We start from the raw sequence: 17,628 nt of genomic DNA, 5'->3' as shown, positions 1-17,628 counted from the left end.
CGGCCGCCCAGCAGGTTCTTCAGCCACAGGTCACCGAGCGAGTAGCTGTCGAGCCAGGCTGCCAGTGACTCGGGACCGGGCCGGTTGCGCCTCGTCGAACCGTCCACGCGCTCCGCGACGACGAGTTCGTCGAGCCCGAACTGGTCGACCAGGGTGACTCGGTGAGGACGAATTCACGGAAGAAGGGCGCGACGGAACGGACCGTGCGCACGATCTGCCCGTACGCCGCAGGACGCTCCTCACCCATGCGCCGGAGGAAGGCGGCGAGGACCCAGAAGCTGAAACTGTGTAACCGGATCCAGGCGGCGGTGGTCGCCCACGGACTCGGCCTCGTGGACGACGAGTTCCGGCCCACCGACCGCACCACCTGACCCGGGCTACGGCAGCCGTGCGGCAGGCGCGGTGGCCGGGGCGCCCGCGGCCAGGACACGGGCGAGCCAGTCGCTACGGGTCCCGCGCGCGGTGACCGAGACGGCGGCCTGCGGGTACAGCGCGTCGAACCCGTGGAACCCGCCCGCCCAGACATGGAGTTCGGCCTGTCCACCGGCCGCCCATATCCGGTCGGCGTAGGCGACGTCCTCGTCGCGGAAGACCTCGGCGGAACCGGTGTCGATGTAGGTGGTCGGCAGCCCCGACAGATCGTCGGCCAGCGCGGGCGAGACGTACACCGGCACCTCGTCGCCGGTGAGGTCCCCGAGCACGCAGCCCCACCCGAACGCGTTCATCTCCCGTGTCCACACGCCGGGTTCGCCCGCGTACTGGTGGCTGGAGACACTCGTGTCGCGGTGGTCGAGCATGGGGCAGACGAGCACCTGCGCGGCGATCGCCGGCCCGCCGAGGTCACGGGCCATCAGCGCGACGCCGGCGGCGAGTCCACCGCCCGCGCTGGCGCCCGCGACGACGATCCGGCCGGGGTCGACGCCCAGCTCGTCGGCGTGCCCGGCGATCCACCGCAGCCCCTGGTAGCAGTCGTCGACCAGTGTGGTGCCGGTGACCTCCGGTGCGAGCCGGTAGTCCACGGTGACGACGACCGCGCCCAGCCGGTCGAGCCACTCCAGCGGGATGTCGAGCTGGGCGAAGCGGTCGCCCATGACCATCCCTCCGCCGTGCATCCAGTAGACACAGGGTGCGGGGGCGGCGGGAGCGGCACCCGCGGGGGTGAAGACCGACAGGGGGAGGGGCGTGCCGTCCGCGGCGGGCACGGTGACCTCGCGCCGCTCCACGTCGCGGTGGGTGAGGAGCGTCTCGACGGGGGGCGAGGGGTACTGGCGCAACTGCGCGAGGACGTCCAGGTCGAGGTGCGACATCAGGGGCATGTCGGCCAGCAGGTCGCGCAGTTCGGGATCGAGAGCGGGGCGTACGGCGGTCATGGCGGTGCCTTTCTCGGGGGTGTGCCGGGAGGGAGTGACGCGGGGTGGGGGCGGGCCGGGGGAGACGGGGCCGGAGGCCGGGAAGCCGCCCCGCTCAGAAGTCGGCCTTGCCCCGGACGGGCACGTAGTCCGTGTAGACGGACTCCCCGGCCAGCAGTCCGTCGATCTGCGCCACGATGGCCTGCGCGGCCTCGCCGGCGAAGATCCGGTGGTGGTCCTCCAGGCTGGTCCATCCCTCGGTGACGTGAACGACGTCGGGATCGGACGCGGACCGGGACACCAGGTACACCACGCAGTGCTCACTCGCCCCCGGGCTGCCCTCGTCCAGTCCGGTCAGCAGCAGCTCCACCAGCTGCCCGCCCATTCCGGGCTTCGCGGTGAGGGTGGCGTTGAATCCGTAGTTGACGCTCATGGTCTCCTTCTTCCTTCTTGCTGGAGTGAAGTGATTCCATTCAACTACGCTGAACTGCGGCGATGTTAGGGCGATACTCGCTCGCAGATGCACGATCCTCGCACGGGAAGAAGTAGGCGTGCCAAAGGGACGTGCCCTGGCGGAACCAACGGGTTCCGCCAGGGCACGTCGGAGGAGGAGCGGGTCAGCGGACGGTGGTGACGCGGTGTTCCTTGAGCGCGGCGCAGTTGGAGCCGGTCACGTACACGTTGACGTTGTCGATGTGGCCGCCCCAGTCGACGCAGTAGCCCTTGCCGTAGACGTAGGTCGGACCGGCGTAGGACGTGAACTGCCCGAAGTCCTGGGAGTACTCGTTGGTGCTGGGGATGTACACCCAGGCGCCCATGTCCTTCGCGGTGCCCGGGTTGGTGCGGATGGTCGCCGTGCAGTTCTTGCCGTTGGCGGAGTTGTAGGTCAGGTAGACCGTGCCCAGCGTGCCGACCGGAGCGGAGTTGACGGTCTTGTAGCCGCTGCCGCAGACCTTCTGCGGCGTGGTGTTCGGCGCGGCGGAGGCGGGTCCGGCCAGGGCGGTCGTCCCCCCGAGGGCGAGCGCCGCGACGGCGGCACCGGACAGCACAGAACGGCTGAATCGCATATTTCCCCCTTGTGGTCTTAGGAGCTCCTTACTCCTGACAGGTCAGACACGTACCACCCCCCAATGGTTGTGCACCCGTCAGAAACCCCCGGCCACCCCGAACAAGGAACTTCAGTCGCTTCGGTCGCTACAGGCTCAGGATCGGTAGGTGATCCAGGTGCGGTAGGTGTTTTCGCGGGCCTGCCGGGCGAGGTCTCCCAGCCCTTGGCCGAGGCCGCGTCGGCGAATCGGACTTCCCAGTGGCTCTCCGGCGCCGGGCGGTAGTCCTCGTTGTGGTCCCTGGTCAGGGCTGCCAGGAGTTCGGGGTCGGAATGGACCTCGGCGGTGTGCTGCCGGGCTCCCGGCGGGCCATCGCGACCAGCATCCGGGTCGCCGCCGACACCACGGTCTGATCCTGCTCGGCAACCAGGCCCCTGGTGCCATCACCTGGAAGAGGGGTGTGATGGGGAAGGCGGGTCCGTCCTGCTCGGAGTGGGTCGTGACCGGGGGGCGGGCCCGGTCAGGTCGTGGGGACGGCTATCGCCGTGGCGACCAGGCCCTGGTCCACCGTCCAGCGGCCGTCGAAGTGGCCGAGGCGGCGGCCGTCGACGAGCGGTCCGGGGACGAGCAGCTTCGCGCGGAAACTGCCGGACGACGGCGTCGTGGGGTCCGCGTGGATCTCGATGTCCGCGTCCTCGAAGCCCAGCCACTTTCCCGTCAGCGGGAACCACGCCTTGTAGACGGACTCCTTCGCGCTGAACAGCAGCCGGTCCCAGTGCACGGCGGGCCGGCTCGCGGCGAGCAGCGCCAGCCGCCGCTGCTCGGCGGCGAGGGCGACGGAGAGCAGCACACCGTCCGGGAGCGGCCCGTGCGGCTCGGCGTCGATCCCGAGGGAGGCCAGGTCACGGGCGTGCACCAGGGCGGCGGCCCGGTAGCCGTCGCAGTGGGTCATGCTGCCGATCAGCCCCGCCGGCCACTGCGGCGCCCCGCGCTCGCCGGGCAGCACCGCCTGCGGCGGCACACCGAGCTTCTCCATGGCACGCCGGGCGCAGGCGCGTACGGCGGTGAACTCCCGCCGGCGCTTGTCCACGGACCGCGCCACGACCTCTTCCTCGCCGGGGTGGAGCGGAGCCCGGTCCGCCCCGTCGTCCCCGAAGGACTCGACGGCTACCACCGAGTCCGGGAGCAGGTCAGCGATCACCGGTCTTGCCCTCCTGCGGCAGGATGCGGCGCAGCGTGCCCGGCGGCTGCGAGCGCTTGCGCCATTCGCGGGGGTAGCCCACGGAGACCTCTTCGAAGCGGACACCCTCGTGCCAGGTGGTCCGCGGGATGTGCAGGTGGCCGTAGACCATGGTGGCGACGCGGAACCGGCGGTGCCAGTCGGCGGTCAGCCGGGTACCGCACCACATCGCGAACTCGGGGTACCACAGGATGTCCGTGGGGTGCCGGTCCAGCGGGTAGTGGTTGACGAGGACCGTGGGCAGGTCCTCGGGGATCTCGGCGAGCCGCCGCTCGGTCTCGGCGACCCGGGCCCGGCACCAGGCCTCACGGCTGGGATACGGGTCGGGGTGCAGCAGGTACTCGTCGTTGCAGACGATGCCGGTGCCGTGCGCATACTCCAGGCCCTCGTCCTTGGTGGTGCAGCCGGCCGGCAGGAAGCTGTAGTCGTACAGCAGGAACAGCGGTGCCACGGCGACCGGGCCGCCGGGCCCCTCCCAGACGGGGTAGGGGTCCTCCGGGGTGGTCACCCCCAGGTCGCGGCACATGTCCACCAGGTACTGGTAGCGGGCGGTGCCGCGCAGGGTGACGGAGTCCTCCGGATGTGTCCACAGCTCGTGGTTGCCCGGAGCCCAGACGACCTTGCTGAACTGCCCGGAGAGGACCTTGAGGGCCCAGCGGATGTCGGCCACGGTCTCGGCGACGTCCCCGGCCACGAGCAGCCAGTCGTTCTCGGAGGTGGGCCGCATCTTCTCGACGAGCGCGCGGTTCTCCTCGTAGCCGATGTGGAGGTCGCTGATGGCCAGCAGCTGTCCGGTGCCGTCGGCTGCCGATGTCACCGCTTGCCCCTCCGTTGCTGTGAGTTGTCGATGTGGACGGCACTACAAGAACACATCGAATACGACCCGGACAAGGCGGGTCGGCGCCACCGGCGGGTTCTGTGCGGCCGAAAACCGACGGTGCCCGCCGGTGGACACCGAGCGCCGGAACGGTGCTCCCGACCTCGACCGCCAGGGACCGTGTCAGTCGCGACGAGGTCCTCCTGGGCCGACCGGGCGAGGCCGGCGAGCGTGCCGAGGGCCTCGGAGAGGACGTCCCGCCGCGGCGGGCACCACCCCGTACACCGAGGAGGCCGTCGCCGTCTGGGAGCCGGGGCAGCCGCTGACCGGACAGGCCCGTGTCGACTCCGTCCGCGAATTCCTTTCCCGCGGGCCGCGGATGACGGCGGTTCCCCGGCAGTCGTTCGTGACGGGCGACACCGCTCTCCTCGTCGTCGACTGGACCATCGACACCACCGACGACCAGGGCAACGCCGGACGTGCGGTTGGCGGACGAGCTCGCCGCCCGCTCAGCGGTGTACGGGCGGACCTGCGCATCCCGGGAGCAGCAGCGGGGGACGCATGGCCGGGGTCAGGAACGCCGAAACAGCACAGGACCGCCGATCGTTCGTCGCCGCTCGGTCCGGGATTGCGGCTGTCTGCTCCCTTCGTGGCCGAGTGCCACCAGCATTCGATATGTGGGGAAGTTCGGTCGCTTCGGTCGCTGTCCTGAAAGGATGGTCTCGGGTATGAGGAGCGATCCGGGGCTGTGCGGCGGCCGACGGCGAGGGTTCGGAGCCCGTCCTACCGTTCGTGGCGAAGTCGTGTATCGCAGCTGACAGCCAGCGCATGCGGCTTCGGATGCATACGTGCCTGCGGCACCGCCAGAGTGAATCAGGGCCTGCTAAAACGCTGCTTGAACCGCGACGTCCCGCAGCCGTCGGATCGGCGCTGCCTGCCCGTCGGCAGCGTTCGCGGTCATCCGTCCAGGACATGGGAAGATACAGCCTGCGGTCGATCAGCGTGCGCCCGCGGTCGGTCGCGCAGGCGAGGAACACCCCGATCTGGGAGCGGCCGACTGGACGCCCTTCTTCAGAAAGCCGGTGTCATCGACGATGAGTACCGCGTCCTGGTCACCGAGGTGTTCGACGACGTAGTCACGCACATCGTCCAAGGGCTCATCAGCGTCCCACTCGATCCGGTTCAGCAGCCGGTGGGTGCGGTCCGGCCCGCCATGGCCGGCTTCCTCCAGCGTCCAGCCGTCCTTGCGCTGCAACGGAGCGATCGACCCCGCATGTAGGCAAGCGCCGACTGACGCGGCTCCTCTCGATTGAACCAGTGCACGAGCCGCTCCCCCCATAACCACATCAACGGCCCACCTGGCCGACAGTCACGGCAAGCACCGTTGCAGTACTAGGCGGGAAAAATGCCGTGAATTGCGCCCCCGGGCGCGGCATCCACCGCTGCGTCCGGCGCCACGGCGCCAGTTGTTCCCGGGTTGATCATCTTGGCTACCAGGAAGGCCAGGTCAAGTGCCTGGTCTCTGTTGAGGCGCGGGTCGCACGCCGACTCGTATCTGCGATGCAGGTCGTCAAAACCCAGATCGGCGCCGCCGCCGACGCACTCGGTCACGTCCTCGCCGGTCAGCTCCAGGTGCAGTCCGCCGACGTGGGTGCCGAGCGCTTCGTGCACCTCGAAGAAGCCTGCGATCTCGTCGAGGATGTCCTCGAACCGCCTGGTCTTGTGCCCGCTGGCCGCCTCGAAGGTGTTGCCGTGCATCGGATCGCACACCCACACCACCGGCGCGCCGGAAGCCGTGACCTTCTCCACGAGCTCCGGCAGCAGGTGCCGCACGCGGTCCGCCCCCATGCGTACGATGAACATCAGCCGGCCCGGCCGCCGGTCGGGGTCGAGACGGTCGATCAGGGCCAGCGCCTGCGCGGGCGTGGTGGCAGGGCCCAGCTTCACCGCGATCGGGTTGTCGATGGTCGCGAAGTAGGCGACGTGAGCGCCGTCGAGCTGTCTGGTGCGGTCGCCGATCCACAGCATGTGGCCGCTGCCCGCATACCTTCGGCCGGAACGCGGGTCGTAGCGGGTCAGCGCGGCCTCGTAGTCGAGCAGCAGTCCCTCGTGGCTGGCGAACAAGTCCGTGGTGCGCGACGGATCGGTGTCGCCGCGCGGGTCTTTGCCGGACAGTGCCCGACCGATTCGACCGGCGAGTTCGTCGTAGCGTTCACCGGCGGGCGAGCGTGCGACGAAGTCCTGGTTCTCCTTGTGCAGTTGGCGTGGGTCGGTGCCGCCACGGGCGTATGCGCGCATGACGTCCAGGGTGTAGCGCGAAGCGTCGTACATGCGAAGCAGCCGGGCAGGGTCCGGCCGTCGTTCGGTCTGGCTGAAACCGATGCCGTTCACGGCGTCGCCCCGGTAGACCGGGAGCGTGCGTCCGCCGACGGTCTCGGTCGGCCGGGATCGGGGCTTCGCGTACTGCCCGGCCATCCGGCCCACCGTGACCACCGGCACACCCGATGCGTACGTCAGGATCACGGCCATCTGCCGTAAAAGGCGCAGTTTGCCGTGAATCGCCTTCGCCGAGAGGCGGTCGAAACGTTCGGCGCAGTCGCCACCCTGCAGCAGGAACGCTTTGCCCTCTGCCGCCCGGGAGAGTCGTGCGGTGAGCGTGTCGCACTCCTGTGGCGTGACCAACGGGAGCAAGGCCGCCAGGTGATCCACCACGTCTCCGAGCTCAGCCGGGATGGGCCACTCCGGCCGCTGGTGGGCGACGAGCGTCCGCCAGTGCGCGGCGGCTTCGCCGGTGGGGGTCAACGTGATCTCCGTCTGCTTCTCATGGCTCGCCGGTGCGGGACCGTCAGCGCTGGACCATCTCGACGAGGTCGTGGCCTATGCCCAGGTCGTCGAGCAACAGCTGCAACGGTCCGGTGTCCCGCGCGGGCGTGGGAAGGGATGCGGCCCACTCGCTCAGTTGATCGGTGTCGATCTCGAAGCCGCCCTGAGCTGCCACGGTCACCCACGGGTCCAGGTCCGCGGCGCGGAACGCGGTCAGCCCGGTGACAAGTGCTTCGCGGAACATTTGTTGCTGTGCGCCGTCCAGGTTCCGGTAGAGCGAACCGCACAACTCGCGGAACACCACCGCGTGTCCGCTCTCGTCCCGCCGGTGCAGATCGGTGGTGATCCGGTTCATCGGTTGGATCTCCTGGGCCGTGGCGAGTGTGGAGAGGAACCCGCTGATCGTCGTCTCGGCGGCCAGGGAGAACGCGATGTCGACGATGTCGCGGTCGAACCCGGACAGCCCGGCGCGGGCCGTGTCCCGTTTCTGGACGACCGACCAGACGCCCGGCGCGAACCGTACCGTCAGGTCGCGCCGCCTGCGGGTGACGCCGACGGCGTTGCGGCACATCAAGATGTGATAGTGCTCGTCGATGATCGTCTGGTGCAGGGCGTCGACGGCGACGTCGTCGCGGCGGACGGGGATCCGGTCCTGGAGCATCAACCGGCAGGCCGGCAGGATGATCTCGTCCTCGATGGCCGTGGTCTTGGCGTTGTAGGAGATCCACGCCGCGGACAGGATGTGCCCGCGAGCGTCCCGGTCGAGCCGGTCGGCACCCGGCAGTGCCAGCACCGGGACGAGGTGTTCGGGGAAGTCGGGCAACGCCGGGTCGAAGTGACCGTCGAGGTCGAGCTCGTCCTTCTTGACGGCCACCCGCTTCCCCCAGCGGTGCGTCAACTGCACCAGCAAGTCGCGCTCGTACGAGGGCTCTTCACGTGCCGCAGTCATCGGGAAACCTCCTCTGTGGGGTTCACCAGGGGAATCAGGGAGGCGTCGGCCGGGACGGCGAGCGCAGCCAGGTGCGACTGCCAGCGCTCGGCCGCGGCGACGTCCGTGTCCTGGAACCGGCCCAGCCCCTCGGTGACCGGCCGGATGCCGTGCAGGGCGTTCAGCGTCCAGACAGGCACGTCGGCGAGATCCGGCACGGTGGCCTGCTCGGTGACGACCTGGTGCCCTGCCGTACCGGCGAGCTCGCCGAGCAGGGCGCGGGTGATCCCGGGGAGCAGGCCGGGGCCGGGGGGTGGCCCGCACAGCATGTCGCCCCGCCACCAGACGATGCTCGTGGACGCCCCTTCGACCACGTGCCCTTCCGCCGAGACCAGCAGTGCCTCGTCAGCTCCCGCCGTAGCCGCGGCAGCGCGCAGGGAAGCCAGGTGGTCCAGGTCGGCGCCCTTGACGGTCGGCAGTCGACGACGGTCGGGGCCTGCCGTGGTCCACAACCGGACGGTCGCGGTGCGCGGTGGCGCGGGGCGCAGCCACATCCGCAGCCGCGTTCCCGGCCCGGTCTCCACGAGTTCGACGCGAGGAAACCATCGGCCTCGCGCGGGCAGCGACTCCGCGACCGCCCGCAGGAACCGATGGGTCCGTTCCGCTCCCGGTCCAGAGAACCGGTCGCAGGCCGAACCGAAGCGTTCGGCGTGCCGGTCAAGTCCCCGCACCCGCCCCTCGTCCACGAGCCAGGAGTCGGCGACCAGCACGGTCCCGGCGGCGTCGGCCGTCGACCATCCGCCATCGGCGTCCCACCACCGGCGGACGCCCCGGCCGGCCGCTGTGCTCGCCGCCGTGTTCATCGTGGGGTGCCGTCCGTGTCCGGCACCGTCGGCGCACGCCAGGCGCGGAGCGGCGCTGCCGCCTTGAGCAGCATCTCCTCGTACTCCTCCTGCGGGTCGGAGTCGAGCACGATCGCCCCGCCGGCTCCGATGGTCAACCGGTCACCGACGCGGACCGCGGTGCGGATCACGATGTTCAGGTCCGTGCCGCCGGAGAGGCCGAAGTAGCCGAGGGCGCCGGAGTAGACACCCCGGGCCTGTGTCTCCAAGCGGTCGATGATCTCCATGGTGCGCAGCTTCGGCGCCCCGGTCATCGACCCGCCTGGGAAGCACTGCCGGACACAGTCCACCGCGCTGATCCCGGCATCAAGCCGTCCACGCACAGTGGAGACCAGTTGGTGCACGGTCTCGTAGCTCTCGACGGCCAGGTACGGGTCGACCTCGATGCTGCCCACCTCGCACACCCGGCCCAGGTCGTTGCGCAACAGGTCGACGATCATCAGGTTCTCGGCCTGAGTCTTGGCGCTCGATGCGAGGGTGGCAGCCAGTTCGGCGTCGCGCACCGGGTCGGCGTCGCGAGGGGCTGTGCCCTTGATCGGCTTGCTGGTGACCGTGCGGTCTCTCTCGATGCGCAGGAACCGCTCCGGCGAGGAGCTGAAGACCGTGACATCGCCGAGGCGTAAGAGCGCGGCGTACGGTGCCGGGTTCGCCCGGCGTAGCCTCAGGTAGAAGGACGTGTCGTCGTCATGGAACGGCATGTGCAACTTGTCTGTCAGGCAGATCTCGTAACTCTCGCCCCGGTTCAACTGTCGCCGGCACTCCGTGATGTCCGCCAGGTACTGGCTCCGGCCGCGGCCGAGGTACTCCTCGGCATTCGGGGGCGGGGCGGCAGCAGGGTCGCCCGGCGGCTCGGCGTCGGCCGGGTTCAAACCCGTCAGGAGCGCGGACGTCCGTTCCACCCACTCCTGCGCGCCGCGCCGGGTCTTCTCGTCATGGACGGCCACCAGGTAGGTCAGTCCTTCTTGGTGATCGACCGCGACGACACGTTCGGCGAACATCCAGACGGCATCCGGCGTTTCGGCGGTGTGGCGGGCCGTGGCCCCGCATTCGGCCTTGAGTTCGTAGCCGAAGTAGCCGACGTAGCCGCCGGTCAGATCGAACGGCAGGTCCGAGTCGGGGAGGCGTCGTTCGTGCAGCCGCTGGTCGAGGACGTCGAACACGCTGCCGGTGACGCTGTGGACGCCGTTCGCATCGCGTACTTCCACTGTCCCGCTGCCGGTGCGGTAGGTCAGGATCTCGCTGAGCGGACCTGACGTGTCGCCGAGGAACGAGAACCGGGACAGGCCCTTCTCCACCCGGCTGCTGTCCAGCCAGAAGCAGTACGGGACGTTGTCGAAGAGCTTGCGGAAAATGGCCTCGGAATCGGCAGCGGTCGACACGACCGTGCTGATGATTCCCAGTTCCTCGACCGCGCCGGCCGTGTCGTCGGACAGTGCGGTGCCGGTGACGGTACCGGTGACGGAGGGCCGTTGTGCGTGCTGCGCCTGGCGGGTCAGTTCGGCGAAGTTCTGCAGGATCTCACGCCCGTACTGGGAAGCGATCGACTCGGGGTGGAACTGCACGCCCCACTGCGGCAGATCGCGGTGACGCAGCGCCATGAGCACACCGTCGTCCGCCTTCGCCGTGGCGATGAGCTCCTCGGGCAGGGGCTCCTGCACGCACAGCGAGTGATAGCGAACCGCGACGAATTCGCGCGGAATTCCGGCGAACAGCGGATCTCCCTCGTGGGAAACCTTGGCGAGGTGCCCATGTTTCGGTTCGGGCGCGGCGACCACCGACGCTCCGGCCAGGTGCGCGATCATCTGATGGCCGAGGCAGACGCCCAGCACGGGCAGCCTGGTGCTGCGCAGCAGGTCGCCGAGGAGGCCGACGTCGCGGGGGTTCTGTGGCCGTCCGGGGCCGGGTGAGACGACGATGTTGTCGAAGTCCTCCAGCCGCAGGCTGGACAACATCGGATCGTCGTTGACCATGACGACGGGCTCCTGGCCGTTGATGTCGGCGATCAACTGGTACAGGTTGAAGGTGTACGAGTCGTAGTTGTCCACCAGCAAGGTACGCATCACGGACCGTCCAAGATTTTCCGGAGCGCCTGGACGTCACCCGGTTCCAAGGTGATCCCGAAGATCTCCTCGGGGGCGGAAAGCATCTCGTCCTTGTCAAGTTCCCGGAAGGTCGCCGGCTCCCCGGGACGTATTTCCGTGAGAGTGCTGCCGGCGAGGAGGTGCCTCACTTCGGGCTGTGTGCGCTGGAGGACCATCCGGCGGTTGAACGGCGAGCGCGGGTGAGTCAGGCAGAAATGGTTGAGGAGCTCGAAGTCCGACGGATAGCGCGCGTCGGTGGTGAAACCGTAGAGCTCTGCCGGACCCTCAGGTCGCAGGAACCGCAGCACGTGTTCACCGTTCGGTTCCCGCACCAGGTCAAAGGGCCAATCGCCTTCCAGCCGCGAGTTCTCGGCGAGGCGGATGGGGACGTGCGGCCCGTACGCGCCGAAACTCACGTCGAAGAGCCAGCGTTCGTCGTCGAGCTCCACGCACAGCGCGACGTGGAGTGCGGGACCGAGCTTGTTCCCGGTGCGGATCCGTGTTCTGCCCGCGAACGCCGAGAACGTGAAGCCGATCCGGTCCAGCACCGCCGCCACCAGGACGACCTGTTCCAGGCACCAGCCGCCGCGGCGCTGTCGCACGATCTTCTCCTGGACGCTGTCCAGGTCCAACGGCACCGTGGGCCGCCCGAGCACCGCGTCGAGGTTGTCGAAGGCGATCGCGTCGACGTGGGCGGCGTGCAGGCCCCGCAGCGTGGAAAGGTCCCGGGCCACGTCGCCCTGGTAGCCCACGCGGGTGAGGTAGGCGTCCAGGTCGACGCCACTTCCCTGCCATATCGAATCTGTCACACGCAGCTCATCCTTCATGTGAACTGCCCGGCGACCACGGCCGCGAGGATGATCCAACCGAAGTAGGTGTTGGAGACAAAGGTGTCCCAGCACGATTTCGGATTATCCAGGTCCACACGTACGAGCAGGTAGGACAAGAAGATTCCCGCGAGCACGGCGATCAGGTAGAACGCCCATCCCGTCGACGTTTGGTAACCGGCCCACAGCACGCCGCCGGCGCTGAGCAGGATGAAAATCGCCAGCCACGCCTTGGTGGCATTGCCGAACAGCAGAGCGGAAGACCTGACACCGATGTTCCGGTCGTACTCCTTGTCCTGATGGGAGTAGATCGCATCGTGAATCAGGGTCCAGAAGGCCGCGCCGGCGTACAGGCAGTACACCGCAAGCGGGTAGTCGACGCTTCCGGTCACCGCCGTCCAGCCGATCAGCGCGTAGACGCTCATCACCAGCGCCAGGAACGCCGAGGGCCAGACGAAGATGCGCTTCATGTAGGGGTACGCGACGATCAACGGGTACGAGGCCACGGCGACCAGAGCGGTCTCCACGTTCGCCACCGCCAGGACCAGCAATGCGACCACTGCCTGTGCGGCGGCGAACAGGAGTGCGTTCCCGACACTGATCGCCCCCGACGCGACAGGACGTGACACGGTGCGGGCGACTCGGGCGTCGACGTCCCTGTCGACCACATCGTTGACCGCGCAGGCCGCGCCGCGCACCAGCACCGCGGCGACGGCGAGAACCACCACCGTCAGCAGGTCTGGTCGTTGCTCGGAGGCGAGAACGGCGGCCCATAGCCCTGGAAGCAGGTAGAGCACGTACCCTGTGGGCCTGTCCAGTCGCATCAACAGGAGATATCCGCGGACTGAACCCGGGCTCCTCGTGACTACGTCTGTGGATATTCTGTGCAGCATCAGGATCCGATCACCATGTCACCGGAAGTTGGACCAACCCGCCGATCAGCGTGTTGTGGCGCAGCTCCAGCTCCTCTACACCGACAGCCAGACGCATGGCGGGGAATCGCGCGACGAGCTGGGTGAGCACCATCTGTAGCTGCATCCGGGCCAGCATCGCGCCGACGCAGGAGTACGCGCCGTGCCCGAATACGAGGCTGCCCGTGGTGTTGCGGGCGACATCGATCCGGCCGGGGTCGGCGAAGATGTTCTCGTCCTGATTGGCCGCGATGATGTTCAGCAGCACGAAGTCGCCGGCCCGGATGGTAACTCCGTCGATCTCGAAGTCCGTCAGCGCATAGCGGGGCATGCCACCGTTGTGCGGGTTCGGCATCGACATCCGCAGGGTTTCCTCGACCGCGCCGGGAATGAGGCCCGGGTCGTCGAGCAACGCCTGCCACTGCTCGGGGTTGGCCAGCAACAGCGACACGCAGGTGCCGATCCGGGCCACCGTGGTCTCATAGCCACCGAACAGCAACAACGCCGTCAGCCCGAGGACCTCGTTGTCGCTGATCCCCTCGGTCGCGCAGATCCTGGAGATCACGTCATCGCCCGGATTTTTCCGCTTGTCCGCGACGAGTTGCCTGCAGTAGCCGAACAACTCGCCCAGTCCTTGCTTGGACCTGACCGGGTCCCCGAGGTTCGCGGCGTCCTGGGTCCAGCCACCGAACCGGTCCTTGTCCTCCTGGGGCACGCCCAGCCACTCGCACATCACCTGAATCGGCAGCGGCAGCGCAAATGCCTGGCGCAGGTCCACCGGTGGCTTCTGCCCGGCCAGTTCGTCCAGGAGTCGCCCAGTCAGTTTTTCGACGCGGGGCCGCAGCGCCAGCATCCGCTCGGGTGAGAAGTGCGGCTCCAGCAGGGCACGCAATCGAGCGTGGTCGGTGGCGAAGTCGCCCAGCAGGCTGGCGAGAAGCGCCGACCCGCCGTCCTTCGCCGCGGCCCCCGGATGGGGATTCGAGCGGCTGAGCCGGTCATCGTCGAGCAACTGCTTCACCCAGGCATGACCGGTGACCAGCCACGCCTCGTCGCCCTCGGCAGTACGAACACGGTGGACCGCGCCCTGGGACTGGAGCGTGCGCAGCTCTGGCGCGAGTTGCAGCACATTCGTCTGCTCGAAGGGCAATTGAGCTGGGGTACTCACTGACGGCCTCCGCCGGAATCGAGGTTCAGACCACCTTGTCGAAGACGGTCACGTACCGGAACGTGTCGCCCCGGTGTCCGTCGAGCAAGGAGAAAGTCGCCCAGCGGCAGGTTGATCGGGCCCTGGGTCCCGGTCACGTGGCCGGCCTGCTCCCGGCGCTCGAACTCGCCGCGTATGACGGGCGGGGCCGGGCTGTCGTGGGTGCTAGCCATGATCATGTACTCCGATCTGGATGCCGTCCCTGTCGGGAGTCACGGGTCATGGCGTGCGATTGACGATGCGGTCGAACAACGCGGTCAATTCGGCGGACGCGGCCGGGGACAGCTCGGCCAGTCCGAGGTACTCCAGAGCCGAGTCCAGATGGCTGCGGGACCGCTGCTCGGCCGTGCGCCGGCTGCCGGATTCCTCGACGAGGTCGGCCATCTCCTGCAGGTGCGCTGCCGTGGTGTCGTCGGCGTGCCACAGCCGGCGCAGTCGTTCGGCGGCCGGGCTGTCGGCGGACAGGGCCGCCAACACCGGAAAGGTCGGGTTGCGCCGCAGGATGTCGCTCCGAACGGGCTTGCCGGTCACCGTGGGGTCACCCCAGATGTCCTCGACATCGTTGAAGATCTGAAAAGCGAGACCCAGATGCCTGCCTGCGCTGCGCAGGCTAGCCAGGACGTGCTCGGGTTTACCCGCCCGCAGTGCGGGCGTCACCAGTGCGCACTCCAGCAGTGCGGACGTCTTCTCCTCCACGATTCGGTCGTACTCCGCGATGCCGGTGCCCGAACCCAGCCGGACGGTGAGCTCGCGAGCCTGGCCCGCGAGAACCAGACCGAGGGCTTCGGCGAACACGCTGGAGATTTCCGCACGGCCGGGGCCGGGATCGTCGACGACCATCTGCAGCCCAAGAGCCTGCAACGCGTCCCCGGCCAGGATGGCCAGACTGGTCCCGAACACCTTCCACGTGGCTGGACGGCCGCGACGCAGCTCGTCCGCGTCGATGATGTCGTCGTGGATCAGGGTCGAGTTGTGCAACAACTCCAGTGCTGCCGCCTGGCACCGCACGTCCTTCGGCCGCAGGCCGACTCCATCAGCCGCCACCATCATGAGGGCAGCGCGGGTCAGCTTGCCGCCCTCTGTACCGCTGGCGTCACCGTGTTCGTCGATGAAGCCGAAGTGGTAAGCGCAGATCCGGGCCAGAGTCGGCTCCAGCGCGGAAACCTGCTGCCGTATGACGGGCAATACCGTGGATTGCACCACCTTCGGCGACAGGAAGGATTGGAGCCCGGTCGACGAGGTGTCGAGTGCGCTCATCGGGATTCTCCTCTGGTCGCGCGCCTTCCCAATTCCTGGTCAGAACCTGCGCGCATGGGGTTCGCAAACTGCACTACTGAACAATTACCGCGCCGGATATGTTGCGTAGATATCCAGCCAGCTCCTGCGTCTACGCGCAATCTGAAGCCCGGAGTGGTGCACTGGAATTTGCGTGATCATTCTGACTGCCATCCTGAACGACCTCCCCCGTCGTGTCAACGACGAGGCGTGAGCATCTTCGACTTTAGGAAAAACCCCAAAGAAGACGGTGTATGGGCCGGATTGGACTATCCTGAGGAACGGTAGCTGCCGGGCGGCTCCAACGCCGTACTTCGAGTCCGGCTATTAAGCCGACACCCAACAGCAGACAAGACTTCCTGCAGAAGGACCTGGTTTCCACCGACCGGCGTGGATGCCTGTCGGCAACGCAAGCCAGGCGTTCCCATGCAAGCGCATGGCACGGAACGGAGCGGGATGAGCGACGGTGAGCTGGCCCTGTTGGCCGGGCCGCTACCTGGTGGCCCAGGTGCACAGGAGGCCCTATGGTCGCCCGCCGAGGCGGAGGTGCTGGACCTCCTCCCCGACGCGCCGCGGAGGTAGACCGGCGAAGAACCGCTGCGCGTCGACCGGTTCGGCCGTACCGAGATCGCCGAAAGGCTCCTGGACCGAGCATGCCCGTCCCGGCCTGGCAGGCCGAACAGCGTCACACAACGTCACTGATCATTACCAGGAATGGTTCACTGAAAGCTTGAGAGGCGGAATGGCTACATCAGTTGATTCTGGGCAATTGCATGAAGGCAGGCCGTTCGACCCGTATGGCGCGCATCGCGACGACCCGTATTCATTCCTGGCCGACATCGGCGACGCGGAGCCGGTGTTCTACGCCCCTTTGCTCGGCGCGTGGTGCGTCACCCGGCGCGAGGACATGCTTGCCGTGCTGCGGGACGACCAAAGCTTCTCGGCGCGTGACCACAACCCTCGTCCTGCGGTCGAGCTGCCCGAGGACGTGAGTCGGATGTTCCGCACCTGGCGCGGCGCGGATGCGGTGGCCGTCGGCTCGCTCGACCCTCCCGAGCACACCAGGATCAGGGAAGTGCTCAACGCCGGGTTCACGCCTGCCAGGGTCAGAGCGTTCGAACCCACGATCCGTGCGATCGCCACCGAGCACGTCGAGCGCGTTGCGGTCTTGGCAGAGTTCGACTTCATCTCGGCGTTCGCCGTTCCGTACGCCCTGGAGGTGATCTGCCGGCGCCTTGGGGTCCCGGAGGAGTACTTCGATCGCTGCCGCACATGGTCCGAGCAACGCATCGAACTGATGATGTCGCGGCGCAACGCCGATCCTGACCGGCTACGGGAATACGCCCGCGGGCTGATGGACTTCGGAGCGTTCGCCCGTTCACTCGTACAGGAGCGGCTGGCCGCACCGCAGGACGACCTGATCAGTGAGCTGCTCCACGACGGCAAGGCGGGCCGTACTCTCACCGCCGACGAGGTTTCCGTCCAGGTCCCCACACTGATCTTCGCGGGACACATGACTTGTGCCGAGGCGCTTGGCACGATCTTCTACCAGCAGCTTCAGTCACCCGGCGGCTGGACCGAGGTCGTCGACGGGAAGATCCTCACACGGGACCTTGTCGAGGAGGGGTTGCGGTTCGACAGCCCGCTGGCGGGCATGTACCGGACCGCGGTCCGTGACGTAGTGGTCGGTGACGTCGACCTGGCCGCAGGGAGCCGGCTCCTTCTGCTGTACGGAGCCGCCGGCCGGGACAGTCGTTCTCACGCATGCCCGGCCGGGTTCAGCCCAGGCGGTGAGTCCGCCACGCATCTCGCGTTCGGGCACGGCATCCATTTCTGCCTCGGAGCCGGATTCGCCCGCGCGGAACTGGAGATCGCGGTGCAGGCCATCGCCAGCAGGATGCCGGGTCTGACTCTGGCGCCAGGGCTGCCGCCACATCACCGGCCGGTGTTTCCGCTTCGGGCGTTGACCGAGTTGCAAGTACAGCAGTGAGGGCGGGCATCCGGGCGGTCGCCGGGGATCCGGACCACACGTCGACCCCGCAGAACTCACTCGCCCGACGACATTCAAGGTGAGGACCCCGGGTTCCACACATCAGAATGCCGGCCGGCCTCGGCATGTCGTGACGGCCCGTCAGTTCAACTGGCGGGCCGTTCCGGCTTGAGGGGAGACTGGTCAGCAGTCTCAGGCGGCTGCGTTTCCGCGGGCGGGCCTTGTCGGTCGGGGT

Annotated in this window: 14 protein-coding genes and 1 pseudogene; 1 reads left to right on the top strand and 14 read right to left on the bottom strand. The window is 68.2% G+C overall.

Going from position 1 to position 17,628, the window contains the following annotated elements; all coding sequences use genetic code 11:
- Positions 1–377: 377 nt before the first annotated feature.
- The 14 genes and pseudogenes from AB0F77_RS35155 to AB0F77_RS35090 form a co-directional block, all read right to left on the bottom strand.
- Positions 378–1,370: an alpha/beta hydrolase fold domain-containing protein gene (locus AB0F77_RS35155; RefSeq protein WP_361956136.1), complete on the bottom strand. Its 993-nt coding sequence runs from the start codon at positions 1,368–1,370 to the stop codon at positions 378–380.
- A gap of 94 nt (positions 1,371–1,464) precedes the next feature.
- Positions 1,465–1,782 (bottom strand): antibiotic biosynthesis monooxygenase, encoded by a 318-nt coding sequence (locus tag AB0F77_RS35150; protein ID WP_361956133.1) that lies wholly within the window; start codon positions 1,780–1,782, stop codon positions 1,465–1,467.
- A 184-nt stretch (positions 1,783–1,966) separates the two neighbouring features.
- Entirely contained in the window at positions 1,967–2,416 is a 450-nt protein-coding gene (locus tag AB0F77_RS35145; protein WP_361956130.1) for a spore-associated protein, read from the bottom strand.
- A 499-nt stretch (positions 2,417–2,915) separates the two neighbouring features.
- Positions 2,916–3,596, bottom strand: coding sequence for a 4'-phosphopantetheinyl transferase superfamily protein (locus tag AB0F77_RS35140; RefSeq protein ID WP_361956127.1), 681 nt, complete (start codon positions 3,594–3,596; stop codon positions 2,916–2,918).
- On the bottom strand, positions 3,586–4,452 hold the full coding sequence (locus AB0F77_RS35135; protein WP_361956124.1) for a metallophosphoesterase: 867 nt from the start codon (positions 4,450–4,452) through the stop codon (positions 3,586–3,588). The genes AB0F77_RS35140 and AB0F77_RS35135 overlap by 11 nt, the downstream gene beginning before the upstream one ends.
- 932 nt (positions 4,453–5,384) lie before the next feature.
- Positions 5,385–5,799, bottom strand: a pseudogene (locus AB0F77_RS35130) (transposase); the annotation flags it as partial.
- Between the two features lie 45 nt (positions 5,800–5,844).
- The gene (locus tag AB0F77_RS35125; protein WP_361956121.1) at positions 5,845–7,254 is read right to left on the bottom strand and encodes a 3-deoxy-7-phosphoheptulonate synthase class II; all 1,410 of its coding nucleotides are present in this window, start codon (positions 7,252–7,254) and stop codon (positions 5,845–5,847) included.
- Positions 7,255–7,297: 43 nt separating this feature from the next.
- Positions 7,298–8,224 carry a diiron oxygenase gene (locus tag AB0F77_RS35120; protein WP_361956118.1) on the bottom strand — a complete coding sequence of 309 codons (927 nt, stop codon included), beginning with the start codon at positions 8,222–8,224 and terminating at the stop codon, positions 7,298–7,300.
- Complete coding sequence (locus tag AB0F77_RS35115; protein WP_361956115.1) at positions 8,221–9,066, bottom strand: aminotransferase class IV; 846 nt, start codon at positions 9,064–9,066, stop codon at positions 8,221–8,223. The genes AB0F77_RS35120 and AB0F77_RS35115 overlap by 4 nt, the downstream gene beginning before the upstream one ends.
- The gene (pabB, locus tag AB0F77_RS35110; protein ID WP_361956113.1) at positions 9,063–11,165 is read right to left on the bottom strand and encodes an aminodeoxychorismate synthase component I; all 2,103 of its coding nucleotides are present in this window, start codon (positions 11,163–11,165) and stop codon (positions 9,063–9,065) included. The genes AB0F77_RS35115 and pabB overlap by 4 nt, the downstream gene beginning before the upstream one ends.
- Positions 11,165–11,995: an arylamine N-acetyltransferase gene (locus AB0F77_RS35105; RefSeq protein ID WP_361956111.1), complete on the bottom strand. Its 831-nt coding sequence runs from the start codon at positions 11,993–11,995 to the stop codon at positions 11,165–11,167. Before AB0F77_RS35105 ends, pabB begins: the two co-directional genes overlap by 1 nt.
- Before the next feature lie 14 nt (positions 11,996–12,009).
- Positions 12,010–12,837: a 4-hydroxybenzoate octaprenyltransferase gene (locus tag AB0F77_RS35100; protein WP_361956109.1), complete on the bottom strand. Its 828-nt coding sequence runs from the start codon at positions 12,835–12,837 to the stop codon at positions 12,010–12,012.
- Between the two features lie 79 nt (positions 12,838–12,916).
- Entirely contained in the window at positions 12,917–14,071 is a 1,155-nt protein-coding gene (locus AB0F77_RS35095; RefSeq protein ID WP_361956107.1) for a cytochrome P450, read from the bottom strand.
- Between the two features lie 276 nt (positions 14,072–14,347).
- Complete coding sequence (locus tag AB0F77_RS35090) at positions 14,348–15,385, bottom strand: polyprenyl synthetase family protein (protein WP_361956105.1); 1,038 nt, start codon at positions 15,383–15,385, stop codon at positions 14,348–14,350.
- 760 nt (positions 15,386–16,145) lie between these two features.
- On the opposite strand from AB0F77_RS35090, the gene AB0F77_RS35085 reads away from it, so the two are divergent.
- The gene (locus AB0F77_RS35085; RefSeq protein WP_361956103.1) at positions 16,146–17,393 is read left to right on the top strand and encodes a cytochrome P450; all 1,248 of its coding nucleotides are present in this window, start codon (positions 16,146–16,148) and stop codon (positions 17,391–17,393) included.
- The last annotated feature ends 235 nt before the right edge of the window (positions 17,394–17,628 follow it).

Source organism: Streptomyces sp. NPDC026672 (assembly GCF_040638185.1).
Lineage (GTDB): Bacteria > Actinomycetota > Actinomycetes > Streptomycetales > Streptomycetaceae > Streptomyces.
This window is presented reverse-complemented; position numbering and strand designations above follow the sequence as displayed.

What these genes read in the sequence shown, in the direction of transcription:
- AB0F77_RS35155 (WP_361956136.1), bottom strand. Translation starts at nt 1,370, where the DNA reads ATGACCGCCGTACGCCCCGCTCTCGATCCCGAACTGCGCGACCTGCTG.
- AB0F77_RS35150 (WP_361956133.1), bottom strand. Translation starts at nt 1,782, where the DNA reads ATGAGCGTCAACTACGGATTCAACGCCACCCTCACCGCGAAGCCCGGA.
- AB0F77_RS35145 (WP_361956130.1), bottom strand. Translation starts at nt 2,416, where the DNA reads ATGCGATTCAGCCGTTCTGTGCTGTCCGGTGCCGCCGTCGCGGCGCTC.
- AB0F77_RS35120 (WP_361956118.1), bottom strand. Translation starts at nt 8,224, where the DNA reads ATGACTGCGGCACGTGAAGAGCCCTCGTACGAGCGCGACTTGCTGGTG.
- AB0F77_RS35115 (WP_361956115.1), bottom strand. Translation starts at nt 9,066, where the DNA reads ATGAACACGGCGGCGAGCACAGCGGCCGGCCGGGGCGTCCGCCGGTGG.
- pabB (WP_361956113.1), bottom strand. Translation starts at nt 11,165, where the DNA reads ATGCGTACCTTGCTGGTGGACAACTACGACTCGTACACCTTCAACCTG.
- AB0F77_RS35100 (WP_361956109.1), bottom strand. Translation starts at nt 12,837, where the DNA reads ATGCGACTGGACAGGCCCACAGGGTACGTGCTCTACCTGCTTCCAGGG.
- AB0F77_RS35090 (WP_361956105.1), bottom strand. Translation starts at nt 15,385, where the DNA reads ATGAGCGCACTCGACACCTCGTCGACCGGGCTCCAATCCTTCCTGTCG.
- AB0F77_RS35085 (WP_361956103.1), top strand. Translation starts at nt 16,146, where the DNA reads ATGGCTACATCAGTTGATTCTGGGCAATTGCATGAAGGCAGGCCGTTC.